The following is a 22048-nucleotide window of genomic DNA, read 5'->3' on the forward strand; positions in this document are numbered from 1 at the left end:
GACGGACGGTCAGGTCAGCAGCTTCGGGAACTCCTCCCGGAGGGCGGCGATCTGGGCGTCGTATCCGGCCCGGTGGTCGGCCGACTTCGCGAGGCTGAAGTTCTTCTCGGGCAGCCGTCCCTGCTCGAGGAAGGACGGTATCGACCGGAATGTGGCGGCCGCAGCCTTCCCGTGGTCGCCTCCCCGGACGCACGCCGCGGTCAGGTCGTCGTACAACCCCTCCCTGAGCTCGCTCAGCCGGGACGGCAGGTGGTCCTTCGCCCCGTGGTCCTCGGGGCCGGGCGGCGGCCCGGGCGACCCCTTCGAACTCCCACCCCTGGAACACCTGTACAACCATCCGCTGCCCCGGCGAGTCCACTCAGGCAGCGCACGGGTGCGCGCAACGGCGTTCAGGGGGACGCCCGTACGACGTTCAAGGGGAACTTTCCATGACTTACCGGACATTCGGCCGGGCCAGAGTGGGCGCCGCCGCCCTCGGTGCCGCGCTGCTCATACCGGCCGTGACCGCCGCCGCCACGCCGGCCGCCGCGACCACGCCCACCGTCAGCTGCACCTCCGCCAAGGCGGGCCTGGCCACCAAGCTGCAGAAGGACATCACCGCGGCCCTGGCCACGCGCAAGAGCACCGTCGCCCTCGGCCTGTACGACCGCAGCACCGGCACCACCTGCACGCTGCGCGCCACCAGTGCCTACGACTCGGCCAGCACCGTCAAGGTCACCGTGCTCGCCACCCTGCTGTGGGACGCCAAGAAGCACAACCGCTATCTGACGACCACCGAGCAGTCGCTCGCGACGGCCATGATCACCAAGTCGGACAACACCGCGACGAGCAAGCTGTGGAAGCAGCTGGGCCTCACGAAGATCAAAGGCTTCCTGTCCGCCGCCGGGATGACGAAGACCACGCCGGGCGCGAACGGCTACTGGGGTCTGACCCAGGAGAACGTCACCGACGAGCAGAAGCTGCTGAAGCTCGTCACCGCCAAGAACAGCGTGCTGAGCGACAACTCCCGTGCCTACATCCTGAAGCTCATGGGCCAGGTCGTCTCCAGCCAGCGCTGGGGCACCCCGGCGGGCGCGCCGTCCACCGTCTCCGTGCACGTCAAGAACGGCTGGCTGCAGCGCTCGACGCACGGCTGGCGGGTGCACAGCCTCGGCACCTTCAAGGGCGCCGGCCACGACTACATGATCTCGGTGCTGACGCAGGACAACAGCACCATGGACTACGGCGTCACCACCATCCAGAACGTCGCCAAGGTCATCCACAGGGACCTCGTGCCGACCACGTCGAGCACCGCCGTCTACACCCCGACCAGCCGGCCGAGCGAGGCGTACGTGGCCACGCCGCCGCAGGGCTGACACCCGGCTCCACGACGGGCCGGCCACGGACGGGCCGGCCCGCCGCCGGGAACGCCGTCACCGCGAAGGGCACCCCCGTGATTCCTCGGACACGGGCCCTGGGAACATGCGAACACCTTTCATCGAACGCCCGTGTGACCTACGGGCGTTCAGACGTCCAAGGGGGAAGTTCCGCATGACCCATCGGATATCCGGCCGTACCGCGGCACTGGTGGCGGCCCTCTCCGCCGCGCTGCTCGCTCCGGTCGTCGCCGTCACGGCCGCCGCGGCCCCCGCGCCGGCGCCCGCCGTCAGCTGCACGTCCGGCACGGCGGGCCTCGCCGCCAAGCTGACGAAGGACATCACGGCCGCCCTGAAGAACCACAAGGGCTCCGTCGCACTGGGCCTGTACGACCGCTCCGGCAACACCACCTGCACGCTGAACCCGGCCACCGCCTTCGACTCGGCCAGCACCGTCAAGGTCACCGTGCTCGCCGCCCTGCTGTGGGACGCGAAGAAGACCGGCCGCCACCTCACGGACACCGAGTCCGACCTGGCCACGGCCATGATCACCCAGTCGGACAACGACGCCACCAGCGCGCTGTGGAAGCAGCTCGGCGTGGCGAAGGTCCAGGGCTTCCTGACCGCGGCCGGGATGACGAAGACCACGCCGGGCGCGGACGGTTACTGGGGTCTGACCCAGGAGAACGTCACCGACGAGCAGAAGCTGCTGAAGCTCGTCACCGCCAAGAACAGCGTGCTGAGCGACAACTCCCGTGCCTACATCCTGAAGTTGATGGGCCAGGTCGAGGCCGACCAGCGCTGGGGCACCCCGGCGGGTGCGCCGTCCACCGTCTCCGTGCACGTCAAGAACGGCTGGCTGCAGCGCTCGACGCACGGCTGGCGGGTGCACAGCCTCGGCACCTTCGACGGCGCCGGCCACGACTACATGATCAGCGTGTTCACGCAGGACAACAGCACCATGGACGACGGCGTCGCCACGATCCAGAGCATCGCCACGGCGATCCACAAGGACCTGGTCCCGGCGAAGTCCGGCGTCACCCGGTACACCCCGACCGGCCGCCCGCGGGAGGCGTTCGTCGCCACTCCGCCCCGGACGTGACGCCTCTGACGGCCTGACAGGGTTTCACGGTGCGGTCTCCCGCAGGTCACCGGACCGCCCTACGGTGACCGGCATGCGCCTGAGAACCGTACTCGCCACCCTCACCGCCGGCCTGGCGGCGGCCACCTGCCTGACCGCCGCCGGGCCGGCCGGTGCCGCCTCCGCCGAGAGCCACGCCTGTTCCCCGGCCGTCTCCCTCGACCGCTTCTCCGACGCGCTCGACAAGACGACGTACGGCGGCACCTTCGTCGGCAACTTCTCCGCCCTCGCCGTAGACCGCGACGGCTCGCTCGCGGCCCTGGAGGACCGTTCCTCCCTCTTCGGCCTGGACCCGGCGACCCTCCGGCCGAGGTCCGCCGTCCACCTCGCCGACGAGAAGGGCGCCGACCTCGACTCCGAGGGCCTGGCCGTCGATGGTGACGGCACCCGGCTGATCACCTCCGAGACCGAGCCCTCCGTACGGCGCTACTCGCCCGACGGCAGGATCCTGGACCGCCTCCCGGTGCCGTCCTCCCTCCAGGTCGCCCCGGCCGGCCGCGCCACCGCCAACCAGACCTTCGAGGGCCTCACCCTGCTGCCCGGCGGGCGGACGCTGCTGGCCTCCATGGAGTACGCGCTCTCGGGGGACTCGGCCGGGATCGTCCGCTTCCAGACCTGGCGGCGCCACCGGGGCCACTTCCGGCTCGCCGCCCAGTACGCCTACCGCACCGACGCCGGTCTCGGCGTCCCCGAGGTCCAGGCCACCCCCGACGGCCGCCTCCTCGTCCTGGAGCGCGGCTTCACCGCCGGCGTCGGCAACACGGTCCGCCTCTACCTGGCCGACCCGCGCCACGCCACGGACACCAGCGGCATCGACAGCCTCACCGGGCAGCCCGGAGTCCGGCTGATCGGGAAGACCCCGCTGGCCGACATCGCCGACTGCCCGTCCCTCGGCGCCACGGCGAAGCAGCCCCAGCCCAACCCGCTGCTGGACAACATCGAGGGCATGACGATCACGGGCCGTGACCGCGCCGGGCGGCTGCGGGTGCTCCTGGTGAGCGACGACAACCAGAACGCGGCACAGACGACCCGCTTCTATTACCTGCGGGTACGGGTGTGACCCCGCGCCCCCCGATTGTTGCGGAGGGATGAAATCCGCTTCGTTTCGCGTTGGTGTCTTCCGGTAGAGCAGGTCGACAGGAAGGCACCGGCGTGGAAGCGCAACGGGGATGGGCGCGACGGCTGGCGGGGTACGCCTGGCGGTATCCGAAGGACGTCGTCCTCGCCCTCGGCTCCTCCCTGGCCGGCATGGCCGTCATGGCCCTCGTCCCCCTGATCACCAAGGTGATCATCGACGACGTCATCGACACCCACACCCGCTCCATGACCCCCTGGGCCGCCACCCTGATCGGCGCCGCCCTCGTCGTCTACGTCCTCGCCTACGTCCGCCGCTACTACGGCGGACGGCTCGCCCTGGACGTCCAGCACGACCTGCGGACCGAGATGTACGGCACGATCACCCGCCTCGACGGCCGCCGCCAGGACGAGCTGTCCACCGGACAGGTCGTGGGCCGGGCCACCAGCGATCTCCAGCTGATCCAGAGCCTGCTCTTCATGCTCCCGATGACCATCGGGAACCTCCTGCTCTTCCTGATATCCCTGGTGATCATGGCGTGGCTGTCGCTGCCGCTGACCCTGGTCGCCCTCGCCGTCGCCCCCGCCCTCGGCTGGATCGCCAAGCGCAGCCGCAGCAAGCTGCACCCCGCCACCTGGTACGCGCAGGCCCAGGCCGCCGCCGTCGCGGGGGTGGTCGACGGCGCCGTGAGCGGCGTACGCGTGGTGAAGGGCTTCGGGCAGGAGGAGCAGGAGACGGACAAGCTGCGCCAGGTCGGCCGCCGCCTCTTCGCGGGCCGCCTGCGCACCATCCGCCTGAACAGCAAGTACACCCCCGCCCTGCAGGCCGTACCCGCGCTCGGCCAGGTCGCCATGCTGGCCCTCGGCGGCTGGCTCGCGGTGCGCGGGCACATCACCCTCGGCACCTTCGTCGCCTTCTCCAGCTACCTCGCCCAGCTGGTCGGCCCGGTCCGCATGCTCGCCGTGGTCCTCACGGTCGGGCAGCAGGCCCGCGCCGGCACCGAGCGCGTCCTGGAGCTGATCGACACCGAGCCGACGCTGCGGGACGGCACCAAGGAACTGCCCGCCGACGCGCCCGCCACCGTCGAGTTCGACGACGTCTCCTTCGGCTACGACCACGGCCCCAAGGTCCTCGACGGGCTCAGCTTCGAGATACGCCCGGGTGAGACCCTCGCCGTCGTCGGCTCCTCCGGCTCCGGCAAGTCCACCCTCTCCCTGCTGCTGCCGCGCTTCTACGACGTCACCCACGGTGCCGTCCTGATCGGCGGCCACGACGTCCGCGAGCTGACCCTCGACTCGCTCCGGGCCGCGATCGGCCTGGTCCCCGAGGACTCCTTCCTCTTCTCCGACACCGTGCGCAACAACATCGCCTACGGCCGCCCGGACGCCGGCCAGGAGGAGATCGAGGCCGCCGCCCGCGCCGCCCAGGCCGACCGGTTCGTCCGGGAGCTGCCCCAGGGCTACGACACCAAGGTCGGCGAGCACGGCCTGACCCTCTCCGGCGGCCAGCGCCAGCGCCTCGCGCTCGCCCGCGCCCTGCTCACCGACCCGCGGCTGCTGGTCCTGGACGACGCCACCTCCGCCGTGGACGCCCGGGTCGAGCACGAGATCCACGAGGCCCTCGAACAGGTCATGGCGGGCCGCACCACCCTGCTGATCGCCCACCGCCGCTCCACCCTGAACCTCGCCGACCGCATCGCCGTCCTGGACGGCGGCCGGCTCGCCGACGTCGGCACCCACGAGGAGCTCCAGGAGCGCTCGGCCCTCTACCGCCGTCTGCTCACCGACCCGGACGAGCTGGGCGGAGTCTCCCCCGGCCACACCGCGCCCGCCCTGCCGCCCGAGGACACCTCCGTCCGCGACGAGCTGGACGCCGAGTTCGACGCCGAGCGCGGGGTCACCCCCAGGCTGTGGACCGGCGACCGCGAACCCAAGGACCAGGCGCTCTCCGGCACCCCGGCCACCCCCGCACTCCTCGCCCAGGTCGAGGCGCTGCCCCCGGCGGCCGACACCCCCGACATCGACGAGACGCGCGCGGTCCGCCCGGAGCAGTCGTACGGCCTGCGCCGTCTGCTGCACGGCTTCGGCGCGCCCCTCCTGATCAGCCTGCTGCTGGTCGCGATGGACGCGGGCGCGGGCCTGCTGCTACCGGTGCTGATCCGGCACGGCATCGACCAGGGCGTGTCCCGGATGGCGCTCGGCGCGGTCTGGGCGGCGTCCCTGCTGGGCCTGCTGACCGTGCTGGTGCAGTGGGCGGCGCAGTACGGCGAGACCCGGATGACCGGCCGTACCGGCGAACGCGTGCTGTACTCCCTGCGCCTGAAGATCTTCGCCCAGCTCCAGCGGCTCGGCCTCGACTACTACGAGCGCGAGCTGACCGGCCGGATCATGACGCGGATGACGACGGACGTCGACGCCCTGTCCACCTTCCTGCAGACCGGCCTGGTCACGGCGTTCGTCTCGGTCGTCACCTTCTTCGGCATCATGGTCGCCCTGCTGGTCCTCGACGTGCAGCTCGCCCTGGTCGTGTTCGCGACGCTGCCCCCGCTGATCGTGGCGACCTTCTTCTTCCGCCGGGCGAGCGTGCGGGCGTACGAACTCGCCCGCGAACGCGTCTCGGTGGTCAACGCCGATCTGCAGGAGTCGGTGGCCGGGCTGCGGATCGTGCAGGCGTTCCGGCGCGAGCGGGACGGCGGGCGGCGGTTCGCCGAGCGCAGCGACAGCTACCGGCGCGCCCGCACCCGCGGCCAGTGGCTGATATCGGTCTACTTCCCGTTCGTCCAGCTGCTGTCCTCGGTCGCCGCGGCGGCGGTCCTGATGGCGGGCGCGCACCGCATCGAGGCCGCCACCCTCACCACGGGCGCGCTGGTCGCCTACCTGCTCTACATCGACCTGTTCTTCGCCCCCGTCCAGCAGCTGTCCCAGGTCTTCGACGGCTACCAGCAGGCCACGGTCTCCCTGGGCCGCATCCAGGAGCTGCTGCGGGAGCCGGCGTCCACGAAGCCGGCGGACGAGCCGCTGGACGTGCCGTCCCTGCGGGGCGACATCGCCTTCGAGGACGTGCACTTCGCCTACGGCGCCGCCGACGCGGCCGACACCGCCGACGCGGCGCTGACCGGCATCGACCTGGTGATCCCCGCGGGCCAGACGGTGGCGTTCGTCGGCGAGACGGGCGCCGGCAAGTCCACCCTGGTCAAGCTGGTCGCGCGGTTCTACGACCCGACCGCCGGCCGGGTCACGGTCGACGGCACCGACCTGCGGACCCTGGACATCACCGCGTACCGGCACCGGCTCGGGGTGGTCCCGCAGGAGGCCTACCTCTTCCCGGGCACGATCCGCGACGCCATCGCCTACGGCCGCCCCGACGCCACCGACGCCCAGGTGGAGGCGGCGGCACGGGCGGTCGGCGCGCACGAGATGATCGCCACGCTGGAGGGCGGCTACCTGCACGAGGTCGCCGAGCGCGGCCGCAACCTCTCGGCCGGACAGCGCCAGCTGATCGCGCTCGCCCGCGCGGAGCTGGTCGACCCCGACGTCCTCCTGCTGGACGAGGCCACGGCCGCCCTCGACCTGGCCACGGAAGCCCAGGTCAATCAGGCCACCGACCGCCTGGTGGGACGCCGTACCACGCTGGTGGTCGCCCACCGGCTCACCACCGCCGCCCGCGCCGACCGCGTGGTGGTCATGGACCACGGCCGGGTCGCGGAGGACGGCACCCACGAGGAACTGCTGGCGCTCGGCGGCCGGTACGCCGAACTCTGGCGGACCTTCCTCGGCCGCCCCGAACCCGAGGAACCGGTCGCCGCCTCCCGCTGACCCCGCCGACGCGTCCTCCTGACGGTCGTGCAACCATCCGACACACCCGCGCGTCCGTACATCAGTACGGTCGTCGGGTGTGTGACCGGAGTCGGGGAGGACGAGAGTGGACAGTGGTGCGATACGCCGACGCCTGGCGCTCGGCGCGGCCGTGCTGGCCGCGTCCGGGGCGCTGGCCCTGGTGGGATCCGGTACCGCGCAGGCGGCGGCCGACGGCACCTGCGCGGGACACGAGGTGCGGACCCTGCCGTTCAGCACCGGCGTCACGCACGTCTACAAGCACGACGGCTACGTCTGCGCCGTCACCGTCGCCAGACACCCCGGCGCCCCCCAGACGATGTCCGTCAGCGTCCAGGCCCGCGGCAGCCGCCCGGTCGTCGACGAGGGCCGCTACCGGCACCTCGCGGGCCCGGTGTCGGTCCATGCCGGCCACCGCTGCGTGTGGATCAGGGGCTCGGTCGGGACGGCGTCGAGGAGTTCCGGCTGGATCCTCTGCTGATCCGCATCCCGGTCAGCCGGCCGCGGGCAGCCCCGCGAACGCCTCGTGGAAGCCGGGGAACGTCTTGCGGACGCACCCGGGATCGTCGTACGAAAGACCCGGCGTGCGCAGGCCGGTGACCGCGAAGGACATCACGATGCGGTGGTCGCCGAAGGACGTGATCTCCGTGCCGGGCGCGGGGGAGCCGGGCTCGATCTCGATCCGGTCGGAGCCGGTCCGCACCCGCACGCCGAGCCGCCGCAGGTTCTGCGCGCAGGCCTCCAGCCGGTCGCATTCCTTCACCCGGGTGTTCGCCACGTCCTCGATACGGACCGGACCGGAGGCGAACGGCGCGATCGCCGCCAGCGTCGGCATGGTGTCGGAGATGTCCCGCTCGGGGCCTCTCGGCTGGACGCCTCCCCGCCGGAACCCCTCCCGGCTCGGCGCTTCCCGGCCGGACGACGCCTCTCGCGCGGCCGGGGGGAACCCGTCGGCCGCCGTCTCCGTCCAACGCCCAGGTTGCCGGACGAGTCTTCCGTGCCGTGGTGTCGGCCCCTCGCGACTGGCCGCGAACGCCGACCCACCCTCTCCGCCACGGCACGGCCGACAGCCCGCCGCCACCGGCGCGCCCCCCTGAATGCGCCGGTGGCGGCCCCTCGCTGGTTACTGTGCATTCCCTTGACGGAAAGAAACTTCCCGGATATTGGTGACTCCTCGGAAGTTTCCTTCAGCGGTTCTCCTCTGGAAGGAGCGCACGTGCACGACACCAGCACGGGAAGCACGGGACACACCGCACGGCCGTCCAGACGCGCCGTGCTCGCCGCCACCGCGGGCCTCACCGCCGCGCTGACCGTCCCGACGACCGCCCACGCCGCCACCCCCGACGAACGCCGGCTGCGCGCCCTGATCTCCCGGATGGCCCTGGAGGAGAAGGTCGGCCAGCTCTTCGTGATGCGGGTCTACGGCCACTCCGCCACCGCCCCCGACCAGGCCGACATCGACGCCAACCTCAAGGAGATCGGCGTCCGCACCGCCGCCGAGCTGATCGAGACGTACCGGGTCGGCGGGATCCTCTACTTCACCTGGGCCCACAACACCCGGGACCCGCACCAGATCGCGGACCTCTCCAACGGAATCCAGCAGGCCTCCCTGGGCCTGCCGCGCGGTCTGCCGGTGCTCATCGCCACCGACCAGGAGCACGGAGCGGTGTGCCGGGTCGGCGCGCCCGCCACCCTCTTCCCGGGCGCCATGGCCATCGGCGCGGGCGGCTCCCGCTCCGACGCCCGCACCCTCGGCCGGATCTCCGGCACCGAGCTGCGCGCGATGGGCATCAACCAGGACTACTCGCCGGACGCCGACGTGAACGTCAACCCGGCCAACCCGGTCATCGGCGTCCGCTCCTTCGGCGCCGACCCGGACGCGGTGGCCCGGCTGGTGGCCGCCGAGGTGAAGGGCTATCAGGACGCCCGGGTCGCGGCGACCGCCAAGCACTTCCCCGGGCACGGGGACACCGCCGTCGACAGCCACACCGGCTTCCCCGTCATCACCCACAGCCGCGACCTGTGGGAGAAGCTGGACGCCGTGCCGTTCCGGGCCGCCGTCGCCGCCGGCATCGACTCGATCATGACCGCGCACATCCAGTTCCCCGCCCTGGACGACTCCGGTGACCCGGCCACCCTCTCGCACCCGATCCTCACCGGCATCCTGCGCGAGGAACTCGGCTACGACGGCGTCGTGATCACCGACTCCCTCGGCATGGAGGGCGTCCGCACCAAGTACGGCGACGACCGGGTACCGGTGCTCGCCCTGAAGGCCGGCGTGGACCAGCTCCTCAACCCTCCGTCGCTGGACGTGGCCTGGCACGCCGTACTGCGGGCCGTGCAGGACGGCGAACTCACCGAGGCCCGGCTCGACGAATCGATCCTGCGCATCCTGCGGATGAAGGCCCGCCTCGGCCTCTTCGACCACACCTCCACCACCCGGGCCGGCGTCGACCGCGCGGTGGGCACCAAGTCCCACCTGGCCACCGCCGACCGGATCGCCGAGCGCACCACGACCCTGCTGGTCAACGAGGACGGCATCCTCCCCTTCGACCGCCGTGAGCGGCGCCGCGTCCTGGTCGTGGGCGCCGACCCCGCTTCCCCGTCCGGCACCACCGGCCCGCCCACCGGCGTGCTGGCCGCCGCCCTCACCGAGCTGGGCTTCACCGCCACCGCCCTGTCCACCGGCACCGCACCCTCCGCCGCGACCGTCACCAAGGCCGTCACGGCGGCGCAGGACGCGGACGCGGTGGTCGTGGCCACGTACAACGTGACGGCGGGCAACTCCCAGCGGACGCTGGTCGAACGGCTGCTGGCCACCGGCAGGCCGGTGGTGGCGGTGGCCGTCCGCAACCCCTACGACGTGGCCCAACTCCCCTCCGTCAAGGGCTGCCTGGCGACCTACTGCTGGACCGACGTCGAACTGCGCGCCGCCGCACGGGTGATCGCCGGGCGCGTCTCCCCGCGCGGCAGGCTGCCGGTGCCGGTGCAGCGGGCGGACGACCCCGCACAGGTGCTGTACCCGATCGGACACGGGCTGACGTACTAGGCGTACGTCACACCTCGGGCGTACCGCCCGCAACAGGCGGAAACCCTCCGGCACGTCTGGCGTGGCCCCCGCACCGGGGGTCACGCTGGGCGGGGGTGCATGGGGGGTTCGCGATGAAGGGTGCCGCAGGCGTGCCGCGTCGACTGCTGCCGGCCGCGCTCGCCGCCGCCCTGTCGGCCACCCTGCTCACCGCCTGCCAGGGCCCGGCGGACGCACCGGTCGCCAACGCCCGCCCCACACCGGGCGCGACCGCCGGCTACGGCGCGGAGTTCCTCGGGGTCGGCGAGTGCAGCTCCTTCGGCACGACCAGCTTCACCGAGGTGCCCTGTGCGAGCGAGCGCGCGGCGGCCAGGGTCGTCGCCCGCTACGACGGCACCGCCACCGACGGCCCGCTGTGCCCGGCGACCACCGACTTCGTGCTGCACATCAGTGCCCAGGCGGGCGCCGCCGACGAGGACGGCGACGGCGCCATCCCCCAGGGCTACGCCTGCATGCGCAACCTGGAACCCCCGCACCCCGGCGACCCCGGCGCCGGAGGCGGCCCCCGCACCGTCCCGGGCGACTGCGTGTACGACTCCGGTGCCGGCCAGGTCCGCGAGACGGCCTGCGACGGCTCGGGCGGACACCGGCCGCAGTACCGCATCACCGAGGCCGCCCGCACCCGCACGGACTGCCCCGCCTCGACCGCTCTTTACGTCCAGCTGGGGGGACGCGAACCGGTGGGCTGCGCCCGGCGCGTGTGACCCCCCGGGGCCGGCGGGCTCACGCCGCTACCGCGCCGTTCCGCAGTTCCGGTGTCGCCGTCGCCACCGCCGCCACCGCCAGCACGCACAGCAGACCCCCGCTGACCAGGGCGGTCGTACCCGACGTCCAGCCGGCGAGGAGACCGCCGCGCACATTGCCGAGGCTCGGGCCCGCCTGGCCGACGATCACCTCGGCCGCCGTCACCCGGCCGAGCAGCGCGTCCGGCGTGCGGGTCTGCACGAGCGTGGACCGGGACACCACCGCGGTGGCGTCCGCCGCCCCGGCGAGCACGAGCAGCGCGAGACCGGTCCACGGGCTGCTCGACAGGCCGAAGAGCAGCAGGGCCATGCCCCACGTCCCCGACGCGCACAGCATCACCGGGCCCGGCCGGGCGAGCCGGGTCAGCGGGCCGGACAGCACGGTCGCCGTGACACCGCCCACCGCCAGCGCCGACAGGAACAGCCCGAGAGTGCGCGGATCACCGCCGAACCGCTCGGCGTTCACCAGCGGGAACAGGCTCACCGGGAACGACAGCACGGTCGCCGCCAGGTCGGTGATCAGCGCGCCCCGCACCACCCGGTGACCCGCCAGGAAGCGAAGCCCGTCCAGCACGCCGTGCATCCCGGCCCGCGACGGCTCGCCCTCCGGCGGCAGCGCGGGCAGCCCGAAGGCGCCGTAGAAACCGAGGCCGAAGCTGAGGACGTCGAGGAGGTAGCAGGCCCCGATCCCCAGCCAGCCCAGCAGCACCCCCGCCAGAGCCGGACCGAGCAGCATCATCGACTGGCCGCTGACCTGCTGCAACGCCAGCCCGGCGGCCACCTGCTCCCGGGGCAGCAGACGCGGCACGAAGACACCGGCGGCCGGTGCGCCGAGTGCGCCGAAGGCCGACTGCGCGGCGACGAGCAGCAGGATCGCCCCCACCGGCACATGCCCGGTGAAGCCCTGCACGGCCAGCAGCAGCGAACACACCGCCTGGCCGACGGTGGCCGCGAGGAAGACCCGCCGCCGGTCGGCCCGGTCCGCCCAGGCCCCGGCGAACAGCCCGAACACCACCAGCGGCAACGCCTGCGCCAGCCCCACCGCCCCGGTCCAGGCGGTGCTGCGGGTCACGTCCCACACCTGGTACATGACCGTCACCATGGTCAGAAACCCGCCGAACACGGACACGGTCCGCCCGATCAGCAGCCGCCGGAAGACGGCCGAGGTACGCAGGGGCTGGATGTCGACGAGCGGCTGGATCACCGAGGGAGGCTAGCGGGGCGCCGATCCTCTGACCAGTGAATAAACCGGCGCCCGCAGCCTCGGACGCACGGCCGCGCTACGCCGCCTCACCCAGCAGACGCAGCAGGCGCTCGCGCCCCGCCCCCAGCAGGCCCGCGAGCGGCGCCGCCTCCTCGTACCACCGCTTCTCGTACTCCCAGCAGAGCCACCCGTCCCACCCCTGCCGCGACAGCACATCCACGCACTCGGTCAGCGGCAACACGCCCTCACCGAGCGGCAGCGGTGTCGTGTCCTCGGCCGAGGCGATGTCCTTGACCTGCACATACCCCAGGTGCGGAGCGAGCGCCGCGTAGGTCTGCTGCGGCTGCTCCCCGCCCAGCCAGGTGTGCATCACGTCCCACAGCGCGCCCACCTGCCGGTGTCCGACCGGGCCGAGGATCCGGATCGCGTCGGCGCCGGTGCGGTGCGAGTCGTGCGTCTCCAGCAGGATCCGCACGCCGAGCGCGGAGGCGTCCTCGGCGGCGGTGCCGAGCCGGCGGGCGGCGAGGGTGTCGGACTCCTCGCGGGGGCGGTCGGGGTCGGCGCCGGGGAAGACCCGGACGAAGGGGGCGCCGAGGTCGTGGGCGAGCTGGAGGAGCTGCCGGATCTCCTCCAGTACGGGCGCGTCGTCACCCGGCGCGGCGACGCGCGCGTAGCCGCCGAGGCCCAGCACCTCGACCCCGGCGCTCTTGAAGAGGGCCGCGGTCTCGGCGCGTTCGGCGGGGGAGAGGCCGGTATGGACCGGTTCCTCGGGATGGGCGCGCAGTTCGACCCCGTGGTAGCCGTGCGCGGTCGCGAGCGCGAGGACCTCCGGAACGGGCAGGCCGGGGACACCGAGAGTGGAGAACGCCAGCTTCATGGGCACGGACCCTACTCGTCACTCGCCCGATTCGCGCAGATCCAACCGCCAGTCCTGGCCGACCAGATCCTTTCCGAAGGAGCGGTGCGGCTTCTCGGCGACGAGCGCGAAGCCGTGCCGCCGGTAGATGCGGCGGGCACTGCTCAGCACGTCGTTGGTCCACAGCACCAGGTCGTGGTAGCCGACCTCGCGCGCGAAGCCGACGACCGCGCCGACGAGCCGGTCGCCGACGCCCCGCCCGCGCGCGCCGGGTTCGACGAGCAGCAGCCGCAGCCGTGCGGTACCGGGCGCGTCGTCCCGCACGCACATCACGCACCCCACGGGCCGGCCGCCCGACTCGGCGATCCACACCCGCTCCAGATGCGGGTCGTGGTCCTCGGCGAAGTCGGCGACGATCCGGGCCACCAGCCCCTCGTAGTCGGTGTTCCAGCCGTACTCGGCCGCGTAGAGGGCGGCGTTGCGCTGCACGATCCAGCCGAGGTCACCGGGCCGGGGCTCGCGCAGCACGACCTCCTCGCGCGGCTGCTCGTCCCCGAGGACGGTCCGGATGGTCCGCATGGCCTCCGCCAGCCGGGACCGGTCCTCCGGGGCCACGGTGTCGAGCAGCGCCCCCACGGTGTCCCGGGCCCGCTCGTCGAGCAGCCCGGCGGCCTCGCGCCCCCGCGCGGTGAGCCGGACCCGCCGCCGCCGGGGATCGCTCTGCGACGGCCCGCGCTCGATCAGCCCGCCCTCCTCGAACTTGTTCAGGATCCGGCTCAGATACCCCGCGTCGAGATCGAGTCCGGTCCTCAGGTCGGCCGCGTCGAGATGGGGGACCTGGGCCAGCTCGTACAGCACACGGGACTCGGTGAGGGTGTACGGCGCGTAGAGGTGGCGCCCGTAGTCGAGGGCGCCGATGACGCCCGTGTAGAAGCGGTTGAAGGCACGGACGTCCTGAACGGTCATGATCGTCCCCGGATACTTGACTCAGTCAGAGGTTTCTTTCCGAGACTAGGCCCGCCGCGCCCCCGCGTCCACGCCTGCGCGTCGACTCGCGCGGGCCGGGCGCGATCCACCCCTTGGCCGTACGGCTGATCACTTACGGCGGTGAGGACCGCCGGCCTTCGGAAAACTCACCGGTACCACGTACGGCCCGCGCGTCGACGCCGACGGCCCGCAGCTTGCGCGCGAGCAGCTCGGTCTCGGGGAAAGTGCCGCCGTATCCCCGCTCCAGCAGCGCCCGGACCTCACCGAGCCCGATCCCGAGCTCCCGCCGCAGGACACGCATGACCGTCACCCGGTCGGCCGACGGGCCCAGCCGCAGTTCCGTGCGCCCGTGCTCGGCGAGCATCCGCTCCCGCGGTCCGGCCGGCAGCTCCCTGCCGCACGCGGCCACAGCGCCGCCGCACCGCGGGCAGACCACCTCGGTGTCCCACCGCAGTGAGTCGTCCGCCAGGAGGACCTGGGCTCCCTGCCACCGCGCGGTACCGGCGCAGGACGGGCAGGGGGCAGGGCCTTCGAGACCTTCGAGGACGGGCGTTCCGTACGGTGTCCGGGCCACGGCGTCCGAGCCGTTCCACGGCACGCCCGCGTCACCACCCGCCGAGGGGTGTCCGGCTCCGCCGTCCGGCCCGGGGGCGCCCCCCGCGGACGGGGCCGACCCGCCGGCCCGTGGACGAGCCGCGCCGCTCAACGCCGCGGCACCCCCGTCGACCCCCGCACCATCAACTCCCCGCGCACCGAGGCGATCCCCCCGGGCGGCGGCTCCTCCCGGCCCATGGCGACGCGGCCCGCCCGCGCCCCCGCCTCCGCCAGCGGCAGCCGTACCGTCGTCAGCGCCGGCACCGCGTCGATGCTGAACGGCAGGTCGTCGAAGCCCGCCACCGAGACGTCGTCCGGGATCCGCAGCCCCGAGTCCCGCAGCGCCGCGCAGGCGCCCAGCGCGACGGAGTCGTTCGCGGCGACGATCGCCGTCAGCGAGGGGTCCCGGCGCAGCAGCTCCAGCGTGGCCTCGTAACCGGACCGCCGGTCGTAGCGGCCGTACACCGTCCAGCCCGGGTCCTCCTCGACGCCGGCCCCCGCCAGCGCCTCGCGATGACCCTCCAGACGGTGGCGGGTCGTCGTGCGCTCCTCGGGGCCGGCGATGTAACCGAGCCGGCGGTGGCCGAGGCCGAGCAGGTGCTCGGACAGCCGGCGCGCACCGCCCCGGTTGTCGAAGGTCAGCGTGATCGCCCCGGTCTCCGGTGCCGGCGGGCGCCCGCACAGCACCACCCGGGTCCCGGCCTCCGTCAGCTTCCGCAGCTTCGCCGCGACCGCCGCCGCGTGCGGCGCGTCCTCCACGGCCCCGCCGGTCAGCACCACGGCCGCCGCCCGCTGCCGCTGGAGCAGGGTGAGATACGTCAGCTCACGCTCGGGCAGGCCCCCCGTGTTGCAGACCACCGCAAGCCGCTCGCCGCCCGCCCGGCCCCCCGGCCCGCCGATCTCGGCCTGGATCGCGCTCGCCATGATCCCGAAGAACGGGTCGGCGATGTCGTTGACGAGAATGCCGACCAGGTCGGAGGTGGCCGCCGCGAGGGCGCTCGCCGGGCCGTTGAGGACGTAGTCCAGCTCGTCCACCGCCCGCAGCACCCGCTCGCGCGTGGACGCGGCCACCGGGTAATTGCCGTTCAGCACGCGCGACACCGTCGCGGGGGAGACCTGGGCGCGGGCCGCCACGTCCGCCAGGGTCACGGTCATCTGTCGTCCTCCGGTCGCGCATGTCGTCGTACGCCCTCGTAGACAGCCAGGTCCTGCCGCTGGTTCCGAGAGCGTGTCGAGCAGACCTTAAAGCCAGGCACCCCTCCTGTTCGTCCCCTCGAACAACTCGAAAGGGACACGGTCTTGTACGGACCACGGTCCAGGGGTAGCTTCTCAGCGGATAGAAAGCGCTTGCTGCACACTGGCACGCCGTGCGGACCGCCGTACTGATCGGGGCGCCCGGCGCCCACGAAGGGGACTGACGTGACACGCAAGACGGTGCGGATCGCCATGAACGGAGTGACCGGGCGCATGGGCTACCGCCAGCACCTCGTCCGGTCGATCCTCGCCCTGCGCGAGCAGGGCGGCCTCGACCTCGGCGACGGCACCGTGCTGTGGCCGGAGCCGATCCTCCTCGGCCGCCGTGAGCACGCCCTGCGCGAGATCGCCGAGCGGCACGGCCTGGAACACGTCTCCACCGACGTCGACGCCGTCCTCGCCGACGACGGCGTCGACCTCTACTTCGACTCCCAGGTCACCTCCGCCCGCGAAGAGTCGGTCAAGAAGGCCATCGCCGCAGGCAAGCACGTCTACACCGAGAAGCCGACGGCGACCGGACTGGCCGGCGCCCTCGAACTGGCCCGCCTCGCCCACGCCAGGGGCATCAAGCACGGCGTCGTCCAGGACAAGATCTTCCTGCCGGGTCTGCTGAAGCTGAAGCGGCTCGTCGACGGCGGCTTCTTCGGCCGCGTGCTCTCCGTCCGCGGCGAGTTCGGCTACTGGGTCTTCGAGGGCGACTGGCAGCCCGCCCAGCGCCCCTCCTGGAACTACCGTGCCGAGGACGGCGGCGGCATCGTCGTCGACATGTTCCCGCACTGGGAGTACGTCCTCCACGAGCTGTTCGGCCGCGTGCGGTCCGTCCAGGCCCTCGCCACCACCCACATCCCGCAGCGCTGGGACGAACAGGACAAGCCCTACGACGCCACCGCCGACGACGCCGCCTACGCCATCTTCGAACTCGAAGGCGGCGCGATCGCCCAGATCAACTCCTCCTGGGCCGTGCGCGTCCACCGCGACGAACTGGCCGAGTTCCAGGTCGACGGCACCGAGGGCTCGGCGGTCGCCGGCCTGCGCGGGTGCCGCGTCCAGCACCGGTCCGCGACCCCCAAGCCGGTCTGGAACCCGGACGTCCCGGCCACCGAGGTCTTCCGCGACCAGTGGCAGGAGGTCCCGGACAACGGCGACTTCGACAACGGCTTCAAGGCCCAGTGGGAACTGTTCCTCAAGCACGTCTACGCCGACGCCCCCTACCACTGGGACCTGCTGGCCGGAGCCCGCGGCGTGCAGCTCGCCGAACTGGGCCTGCGGTCCTCCGCCGAAGGCCGCCGCATCGACGTACCGGAGATCGCGCTGTGACCATCCGACTCCCCGTGGCCGACGGCACCCTGCGCACGTACGAGCCGCGCACCGACCCCCTGACGGTCACCCCCGGCACCCCCTTCACCTCCCGCACGGTCTTCTCCGCGGCCCACGTCGTCGCCGACCCGTTCGCCGACACCACCCCCGACGGACCCGCCGCCGTCGACTGGGACGCCACCCTCGCCTTCCGCCGCCACCTGTGGTCCCACGGACTCGGCGTCGCCGAGGCGATGGACACCGCCCAGCGCGGCATGGGCCTGGACTGGGCGGGCGCGGCCGAGCTGATCCGCCGCTCGGCCGCGGAGGCGAAGGCCGCCGGCGGCCGGATCGCCTGCGGAGCCGGCACCGACCAGCTCACCGGCGGCTCGCTCGCCGACGTCCGCGCGGCCTACGAGGAACAGCTCGCGGTCGTCGAGGAGTCCGGCGCCCAGGCGATCCTCATGGCCTCGCGGGCCCTGGCGGCCGGCGCCTGTGGACCCGAGGACTACCTGGAGATCTACGGCCATCTCCTGCGCCAGGCCGCCGAGCCGGTGATCCTGCACTGGCTGGGCCCGATGTTCGACCCGGCGCTGGAGGGCTACTGGGGATCGGCCGACCTGGACGCGGCGACCGAGGTGTTCCTGGAGGTCATCGCCGCGCACCCGGAAAAGGTGGACGGCGTCAAGGTGTCATTGCTGGACGCGCGTCGGGAGACCGACCTGCGCCGCCGTCTGCCGCGCGGCGTCCGCTGCTACACCGGCGACGACTTCCACTACCCCGAGCTGATCGCCGGCGACGCCCAGGGCTTCAGCCACGCACTGCTCGGCGTCTTCGACCCGCTCGGCCCGCTGGCGGCCCAGGCGGTACGGGTCCTGGACACGGGCGACGTGCGGGGCTTCCGCGACCTCCTCGACCCCACCGTCGAGCTGTCCCGCCACCTCTTCCAGGCCCCGACCCGCTTCTACAAGACCGGCGTCGTCCTCCTGGCCTGGCTCGCCGGCCACCAGACCCACTTCACGATGGCCGGCGGCCTCCAGTCGGCCCGCTCCCTGCCGCACCTCACCCGCGCCTACGAACTCGCCGACGGACTCGGCCTCTTCCCGGACCCGAAGCCGGCCGAGGAACGGATGAAGAACCTGCTGTCCCTGTACGGAGTGGACCAGTGAGCGATCTGGCGCGTTTCAGCATCAACCAGATGACGGTCAGGCAGCTGTCCCTGCCGGAACTCGCCGACGCCTGCGCCCGGTCGGGCGTCGGCCGGGTCGGCCTGTGGCGCGAACCCGTCCAGGAGTACGGCCCGGAGCAGACCGCCAAGCTGATCCGGGACGCCGGGCTGACCGTGACCACCCTGTGCCGCGGCGGCTTCCTCACGGCGATCGACCCGCAGGCGCGGGCCGCGGCCCTGGCCGACAACCGCCGCGCGGTGGACGAGGCGGCCACACTCGGCACGGACACCCTGGTCCTCGTCTCCGGCGGCCTCCCGGCGGGCAGCAAGGACCTGCGGGCGGCCCGCGAACGCATCGCCGACGCCCTCACCGAACTGGCGCCCTACGCCGAGGAGCACGGCGTCCGCCTCGCCATCGAGCCCCTGCACCCCATGTACGCCTCCGACCGCTGCGTGGTCTCCACCCTCGCCCAGGCCCTGGACCTCGCCGAACGCTTCCCCGCACACCAGGTCGGGGTGGCCGTGGACACGTACCACGTCTGGTGGGACGACCAGGCCCCCGCCCAGATCGCCCGCGCCGGCGCGTCCGGCCGCATCCACGCCTTCCAGCTCGCCGACTGGACGACCCCGCTCCCCGAGGGCGTCCTGAACGGCCGCGGCCAACTCGGCGACGGCGCGATCGACATGCGCGAATGGAAGACGTACGTGGACGCGGCCGGCTACACGGGCCCGATCGAGGTCGAACTCTTCAACGAGGGGCTGTGGTCACGGGACGGCCGAGCGGTACTGAAGGAGACGGCGAAGCGTTTCGTGCAGCACGTGATCAGAGGAACCTGAGGGCCGATCCAGGGGCTGCCGGGGCTGACCTGCGGGCTGACCTGAGGGCGGGAAGCAAAGGAACCCAGGAACTCAGCGCTAGAAAATCCAGGGGCCGGATGCAACCCTTCCCCCGCCTCCGATGTGTCGGTGAGCCGGTGATGTTGTGGCCGTCGGTTGATCGGTTGCCGTGGGGCCGCCCGCTTCTTGGTGAGTCTCGGGCTGGAGCGAGGCGAGTCGACGGCGCTTCGCGTCGGCTGCGCCGATGGCCCTTCCACCCCGACCACGCCCCGCTGTCAGAGCCCCCCGGTACCGTCGGATCATGGCGGAGCAGGCGGGGAACCAGGCCGGTGAGCGGCGGTTCGTTGTGCTCGAAGGCGTGCTGGAGCGGATCACGTACGCCAACGAGGAGAACGGCTACACGGTCGCCCGGGTCGACACGGGCAGAGGCGGCGGTGACCTCCTCACGGTGGTCGGCGCGCTGCTCGGCGCCCAGGCGGGGGAGTCCCTGCGGATGGAGGGCCGCTGGGGGTCGCACCCGCAGTACGGCAAGCAGTTCCACGTCGAGAACTACACGACGGTCCTGCCCGCCACGGTCCAGGGCATCCGGCGCTATCTGGGGTCCGGGCTGGTGAAGGGGATCGGCCCCGTCTTCGCCGACCGGATCACCCAGCACTTCGGGCTGGACACCCTCCGCATCATCGAGGAGGAGCCGAAGCGGCTGATCGAGGTGCCCGGTCTCGGGCCCAAGCGGACGAAGAAGATCGCCGACGCCTGGGAGGAACAGAAGGCGATCAAGGAGGTCATGCTCTTCCTCCAGACCGTCGAGGTGTCGACGTCCATCGCCGTGCGGATCTACAAGAAGTACGGGGACGCGTCGATCTCCGTCGTCAGGGAGCAGCCCTACCGCCTCGCCGCCGACGTCTGGGGCATCGGCTTCCTCACCGCCGACAAGATCGCCCAGTCCGTCGGCATCCCGCACGACAGCCCGGAGCGGGTCAAGGCGGGCCTGCAGTACGCCCTGTCCCAGTCCGCCGACCAGGGCCACTGCTTCCTGCCGGAGGAGCGGCTGATCGCCGACGCCGTCAAGCTTCTGCAGGTCGACACGGGGCTGGTCATCGAGTGCCTCGCCGAGCTGGCCGGCCCCCCGGCGGAGGGCGAGGACCCCGGGGTCGTACGGGAGCAGGTGCCCGGCCCGGAGGGGGACGCCGAGCAGCCCGTCACGGCCGTCTACCTGGTCCCTTTCCACCGGGCCGAGGTGTCCCTCGCCTCCCGGCTCCTGGGCCTCCTGCGCACCGGCGAGGACCGGATGCCGGCCTTCCGGGACGTGGACTGGAACAAGGCGCTCACCTGGCTGGGGTCCCGCACGGGTGCCGACCTCGCCCCGGAGCAGGAGGCGGCCGTCAGGCTCGCGCTGACCGAGAAGGTCGCCGTGCTGACGGGCGGGCCCGGCTGCGGCAAGTCCTTCACCGTCCGCTCGATCGTGGAGCTGGCCCGCGCCAAGCGGGCCAAGGTGCTGCTCGCCGCCCCCACCGGGCGGGCCGCCAAGCGGCTGGCCGAGCTGACCGGCGCCGAGGCGTCCACCGTGCACCGGCTGCTGGAGCTCAAGCCGGGCGGGGACGCGGCGTACGACCGGGACCGGCCGCTCGACGCCGACCTCGTGGTCGTCGACGAGGCGTCCATGCTCGACCTGCTGCTCGCCAACAAGCTGGTGAAGGCCGTACCGCCGGGGGCGCACCTGCTGTTCGTGGGGGACGTGGACCAGCTGCCCAGCGTCGGCGCCGGGGAGGTCCTGCGGGATCTGCTCGCCGACGGCAGCCCCGTCCCCGCCGTCCGGCTCACCCGGGTCTTCCGGCAGGCCCAGCAGTCCGGTGTCGTCACCAACGCGCACCGGATCAACGCCGGGCAGCATCCGCTCACCGACGGGCTGAAGGACTTCTTCCTCTTCGTCGAGGACGATACGGAGGAGGCGGGGCGGCTCACCGTGGACGTCGCGGCGCGGCGGATTCCGGCCAAGTTCGGGCTGGATCCGCGGCGGGACGTGCAGGTGCTGGCGCCGATGCACCGGGGGGCGGCCGGCGCGGGCGTGCTCAACGGGCTGTTGCAGCAGGCCATCACCCCGGGGCGGCCCGATCTGGCGGAGAAGCGGTTCGGCGGCCGGGTGTTCCGTGTCGGAGACAAGGTCACCCAGATCCGTAACAATTACGAGAAAGGGAAGAACGGTGTCTTCAACGGCACCGTGGGCGTCGTCACCTCGCTCGACCCGGTCGAACAGCGCCTGACGGTGCTGACGGACGAGGACGAGGAGGTTCCATACGAATTCGACGAACTGGACGAACTGGCACACGCGTACGCGGTGACCATCCACCGGTCGCAGGGGAGTGAATATCCCGCGGTGGTGATCCCGGTCACGACGGGGGCATGGATGATGCTCCAGCGGAACCTGCTCTACACGGCGGTCACGCGGGCCAAGCGGCTGGTCGTCCTCGTCGGTTCACGCAAGGCGATCGGTCAGGCGGTGCGCACGGTGTCGGCGGGGCGGCGGTGCACGGCCCTCGATTTCAGGCTCGGCGTGGCTCATCACGAAAAATGATCGATCAAATGAGTCATGTGGGTCACAGAGCACTTCCAGATGCCC

17 protein-coding genes and 1 pseudogene are annotated in these 22048 nt (G+C 72.6%); 11 read left to right on the plus strand and 7 right to left on the minus strand.

Features of this window, described 5'->3' with window-relative positions; translation table 11 throughout:
* Positions 1 to 9: 9 nt before the first annotated feature.
* The gene (locus AB0N17_RS07350; RefSeq protein ID WP_366010168.1) at positions 10 to 216 is read right to left on the minus strand and encodes a hypothetical protein; all 207 of its coding nucleotides are present in this window, start codon (positions 214 to 216) and stop codon (positions 10 to 12) included.
* 212 nt (positions 217 to 428) lie between these two features.
* On the opposite strand from AB0N17_RS07350, the gene AB0N17_RS07355 reads away from it, so the two are divergent.
* The 5 genes from AB0N17_RS07355 (at position 429) to AB0N17_RS07375 (ending at position 7885) form a co-directional block, all read left to right on the plus strand.
* On the plus strand, positions 429 to 1355 hold the full coding sequence (locus AB0N17_RS07355) for a serine hydrolase (RefSeq protein WP_366010169.1): 927 nt from the start codon (positions 429 to 431) through the stop codon (positions 1353 to 1355).
* A gap of 175 nt (positions 1356 to 1530) precedes the next feature.
* Positions 1531 to 2457, plus strand: coding sequence for a serine hydrolase (locus AB0N17_RS07360; protein WP_366010170.1), 927 nt, complete (start codon positions 1531 to 1533; stop codon positions 2455 to 2457).
* Between the two features lie 73 nt (positions 2458 to 2530).
* A complete protein-coding gene (locus AB0N17_RS07365) occupies positions 2531 to 3556 on the plus strand; it encodes an esterase-like activity of phytase family protein (protein ID WP_366010171.1) in 1026 nt (341 codons plus the stop codon).
* A gap of 92 nt (positions 3557 to 3648) precedes the next feature.
* Entirely contained in the window at positions 3649 to 7386 is a 3738-nt protein-coding gene (locus AB0N17_RS07370) for an ABC transporter ATP-binding protein (RefSeq protein WP_366010172.1), read from the plus strand.
* A gap of 106 nt (positions 7387 to 7492) precedes the next feature.
* On the plus strand, positions 7493 to 7885 hold the full coding sequence (locus tag AB0N17_RS07375) for a hypothetical protein (RefSeq protein WP_366010173.1): 393 nt from the start codon (positions 7493 to 7495) through the stop codon (positions 7883 to 7885).
* A gap of 12 nt (positions 7886 to 7897) precedes the next feature.
* Here the strand turns inward: AB0N17_RS07375 and AB0N17_RS07380 are convergent.
* Positions 7898 to 8257 (minus strand): annotated as a pseudogene (locus AB0N17_RS07380) (3-phosphoshikimate 1-carboxyvinyltransferase); the annotation flags it as partial.
* 363 nt (positions 8258 to 8620) lie between these two features.
* Between AB0N17_RS07380 and AB0N17_RS07385 the strand changes: the two are divergent.
* Together AB0N17_RS07385 and AB0N17_RS07390 are read left to right on the plus strand one after the other, a co-directional pair.
* A complete protein-coding gene (locus tag AB0N17_RS07385; protein ID WP_366010174.1) occupies positions 8621 to 10453 on the plus strand; it encodes a glycoside hydrolase family 3 protein in 1833 nt (610 codons plus the stop codon).
* Positions 10454 to 10584: 131 nt separating this feature from the next.
* A complete protein-coding gene (locus tag AB0N17_RS07390) occupies positions 10585 to 11196 on the plus strand; it encodes a hypothetical protein (protein WP_366010175.1) in 612 nt (203 codons plus the stop codon).
* Positions 11197 to 11215: 19 nt separating this feature from the next.
* Here AB0N17_RS07390 and AB0N17_RS07395 read toward each other — a convergent pair whose 3' ends face one another.
* The 5 genes from AB0N17_RS07395 to AB0N17_RS07415 form a co-directional block, all read right to left on the minus strand.
* Positions 11216 to 12439, minus strand: a complete 1224-nt coding sequence (locus tag AB0N17_RS07395) for an MFS transporter (protein WP_366010176.1) — start codon at positions 12437 to 12439, stop codon at positions 11216 to 11218.
* A 76-nt stretch (positions 12440 to 12515) separates the two neighbouring features.
* Positions 12516 to 13316 (minus strand): sugar phosphate isomerase/epimerase family protein, encoded by an 801-nt coding sequence (locus tag AB0N17_RS07400; protein WP_366010177.1) that lies wholly within the window; start codon positions 13314 to 13316, stop codon positions 12516 to 12518.
* Between the two features lie 18 nt (positions 13317 to 13334).
* Positions 13335 to 14261 (minus strand): bifunctional helix-turn-helix transcriptional regulator/GNAT family N-acetyltransferase, encoded by a 927-nt coding sequence (locus tag AB0N17_RS07405; protein WP_366010178.1) that lies wholly within the window; start codon positions 14259 to 14261, stop codon positions 13335 to 13337.
* Between the two features lie 133 nt (positions 14262 to 14394).
* Positions 14395 to 14880 (minus strand): hypothetical protein, encoded by a 486-nt coding sequence (locus AB0N17_RS07410; RefSeq protein ID WP_366010180.1) that lies wholly within the window; start codon positions 14878 to 14880, stop codon positions 14395 to 14397.
* 104 nt (positions 14881 to 14984) lie between these two features.
* The gene (locus tag AB0N17_RS07415; protein ID WP_366010181.1) at positions 14985 to 16031 is read right to left on the minus strand and encodes a LacI family DNA-binding transcriptional regulator; all 1047 of its coding nucleotides are present in this window, start codon (positions 16029 to 16031) and stop codon (positions 14985 to 14987) included.
* Positions 16032 to 16295: 264 nt separating this feature from the next.
* On the opposite strand from AB0N17_RS07415, the gene AB0N17_RS07420 reads away from it, so the two are divergent.
* From AB0N17_RS07420 to AB0N17_RS07435, 4 genes are all read left to right on the plus strand, one after another.
* Positions 16296 to 17447 carry a Gfo/Idh/MocA family oxidoreductase gene (locus AB0N17_RS07420; RefSeq protein ID WP_366010182.1) on the plus strand — a complete coding sequence of 384 codons (1152 nt, stop codon included), beginning with the start codon at positions 16296 to 16298 and terminating at the stop codon, positions 17445 to 17447.
* A complete protein-coding gene (locus AB0N17_RS07425; RefSeq protein WP_366010184.1) occupies positions 17444 to 18595 on the plus strand; it encodes a dihydrodipicolinate synthase family protein in 1152 nt (383 codons plus the stop codon). Before AB0N17_RS07420 ends, AB0N17_RS07425 begins: the two co-directional genes overlap by 4 nt.
* Entirely contained in the window at positions 18592 to 19431 is an 840-nt protein-coding gene (locus AB0N17_RS07430) for a sugar phosphate isomerase/epimerase family protein (protein ID WP_366010185.1), read from the plus strand. Before AB0N17_RS07425 ends, AB0N17_RS07430 begins: the two co-directional genes overlap by 4 nt.
* 301 nt (positions 19432 to 19732) lie before the next feature.
* The gene (locus AB0N17_RS07435; RefSeq protein ID WP_366010186.1) at positions 19733 to 22003 is read left to right on the plus strand and encodes an ATP-dependent RecD-like DNA helicase; all 2271 of its coding nucleotides are present in this window, start codon (positions 19733 to 19735) and stop codon (positions 22001 to 22003) included.
* Positions 22004 to 22048: the final 45 nt, after the last annotated feature.

This window comes from Streptomyces sp. NPDC051133 (assembly GCF_040682635.1).
Classification (GTDB): domain Bacteria; phylum Actinomycetota; class Actinomycetes; order Streptomycetales; family Streptomycetaceae; genus Streptomyces.

Bases quoted from the DNA above. Each gene is read 5' to 3' on its own strand.
- AB0N17_RS07435 (WP_366010186.1), top strand. From the start codon at position 19,733: ATGGCGGAGCAGGCGGGGAACCAGGCCGGTGAGCGGCGGTTCGTTGTG.
- AB0N17_RS07400 (WP_366010177.1), bottom strand. From the start codon at position 13,316: ATGAAGCTGGCGTTCTCCACTCTCGGTGTCCCCGGCCTGCCCGTTCCG.
- AB0N17_RS07360 (WP_366010170.1), top strand. From the start codon at position 1,531: ATGACCCATCGGATATCCGGCCGTACCGCGGCACTGGTGGCGGCCCTC.
- AB0N17_RS07355 (WP_366010169.1), top strand. From the start codon at position 429: ATGACTTACCGGACATTCGGCCGGGCCAGAGTGGGCGCCGCCGCCCTC.
- AB0N17_RS07365 (WP_366010171.1), top strand. From the start codon at position 2,531: ATGCGCCTGAGAACCGTACTCGCCACCCTCACCGCCGGCCTGGCGGCG.
- AB0N17_RS07415 (WP_366010181.1), bottom strand. From the start codon at position 16,031: ATGACCGTGACCCTGGCGGACGTGGCGGCCCGCGCCCAGGTCTCCCCC.
- AB0N17_RS07405 (WP_366010178.1), bottom strand. From the start codon at position 14,261: ATGACCGTTCAGGACGTCCGTGCCTTCAACCGCTTCTACACGGGCGTC.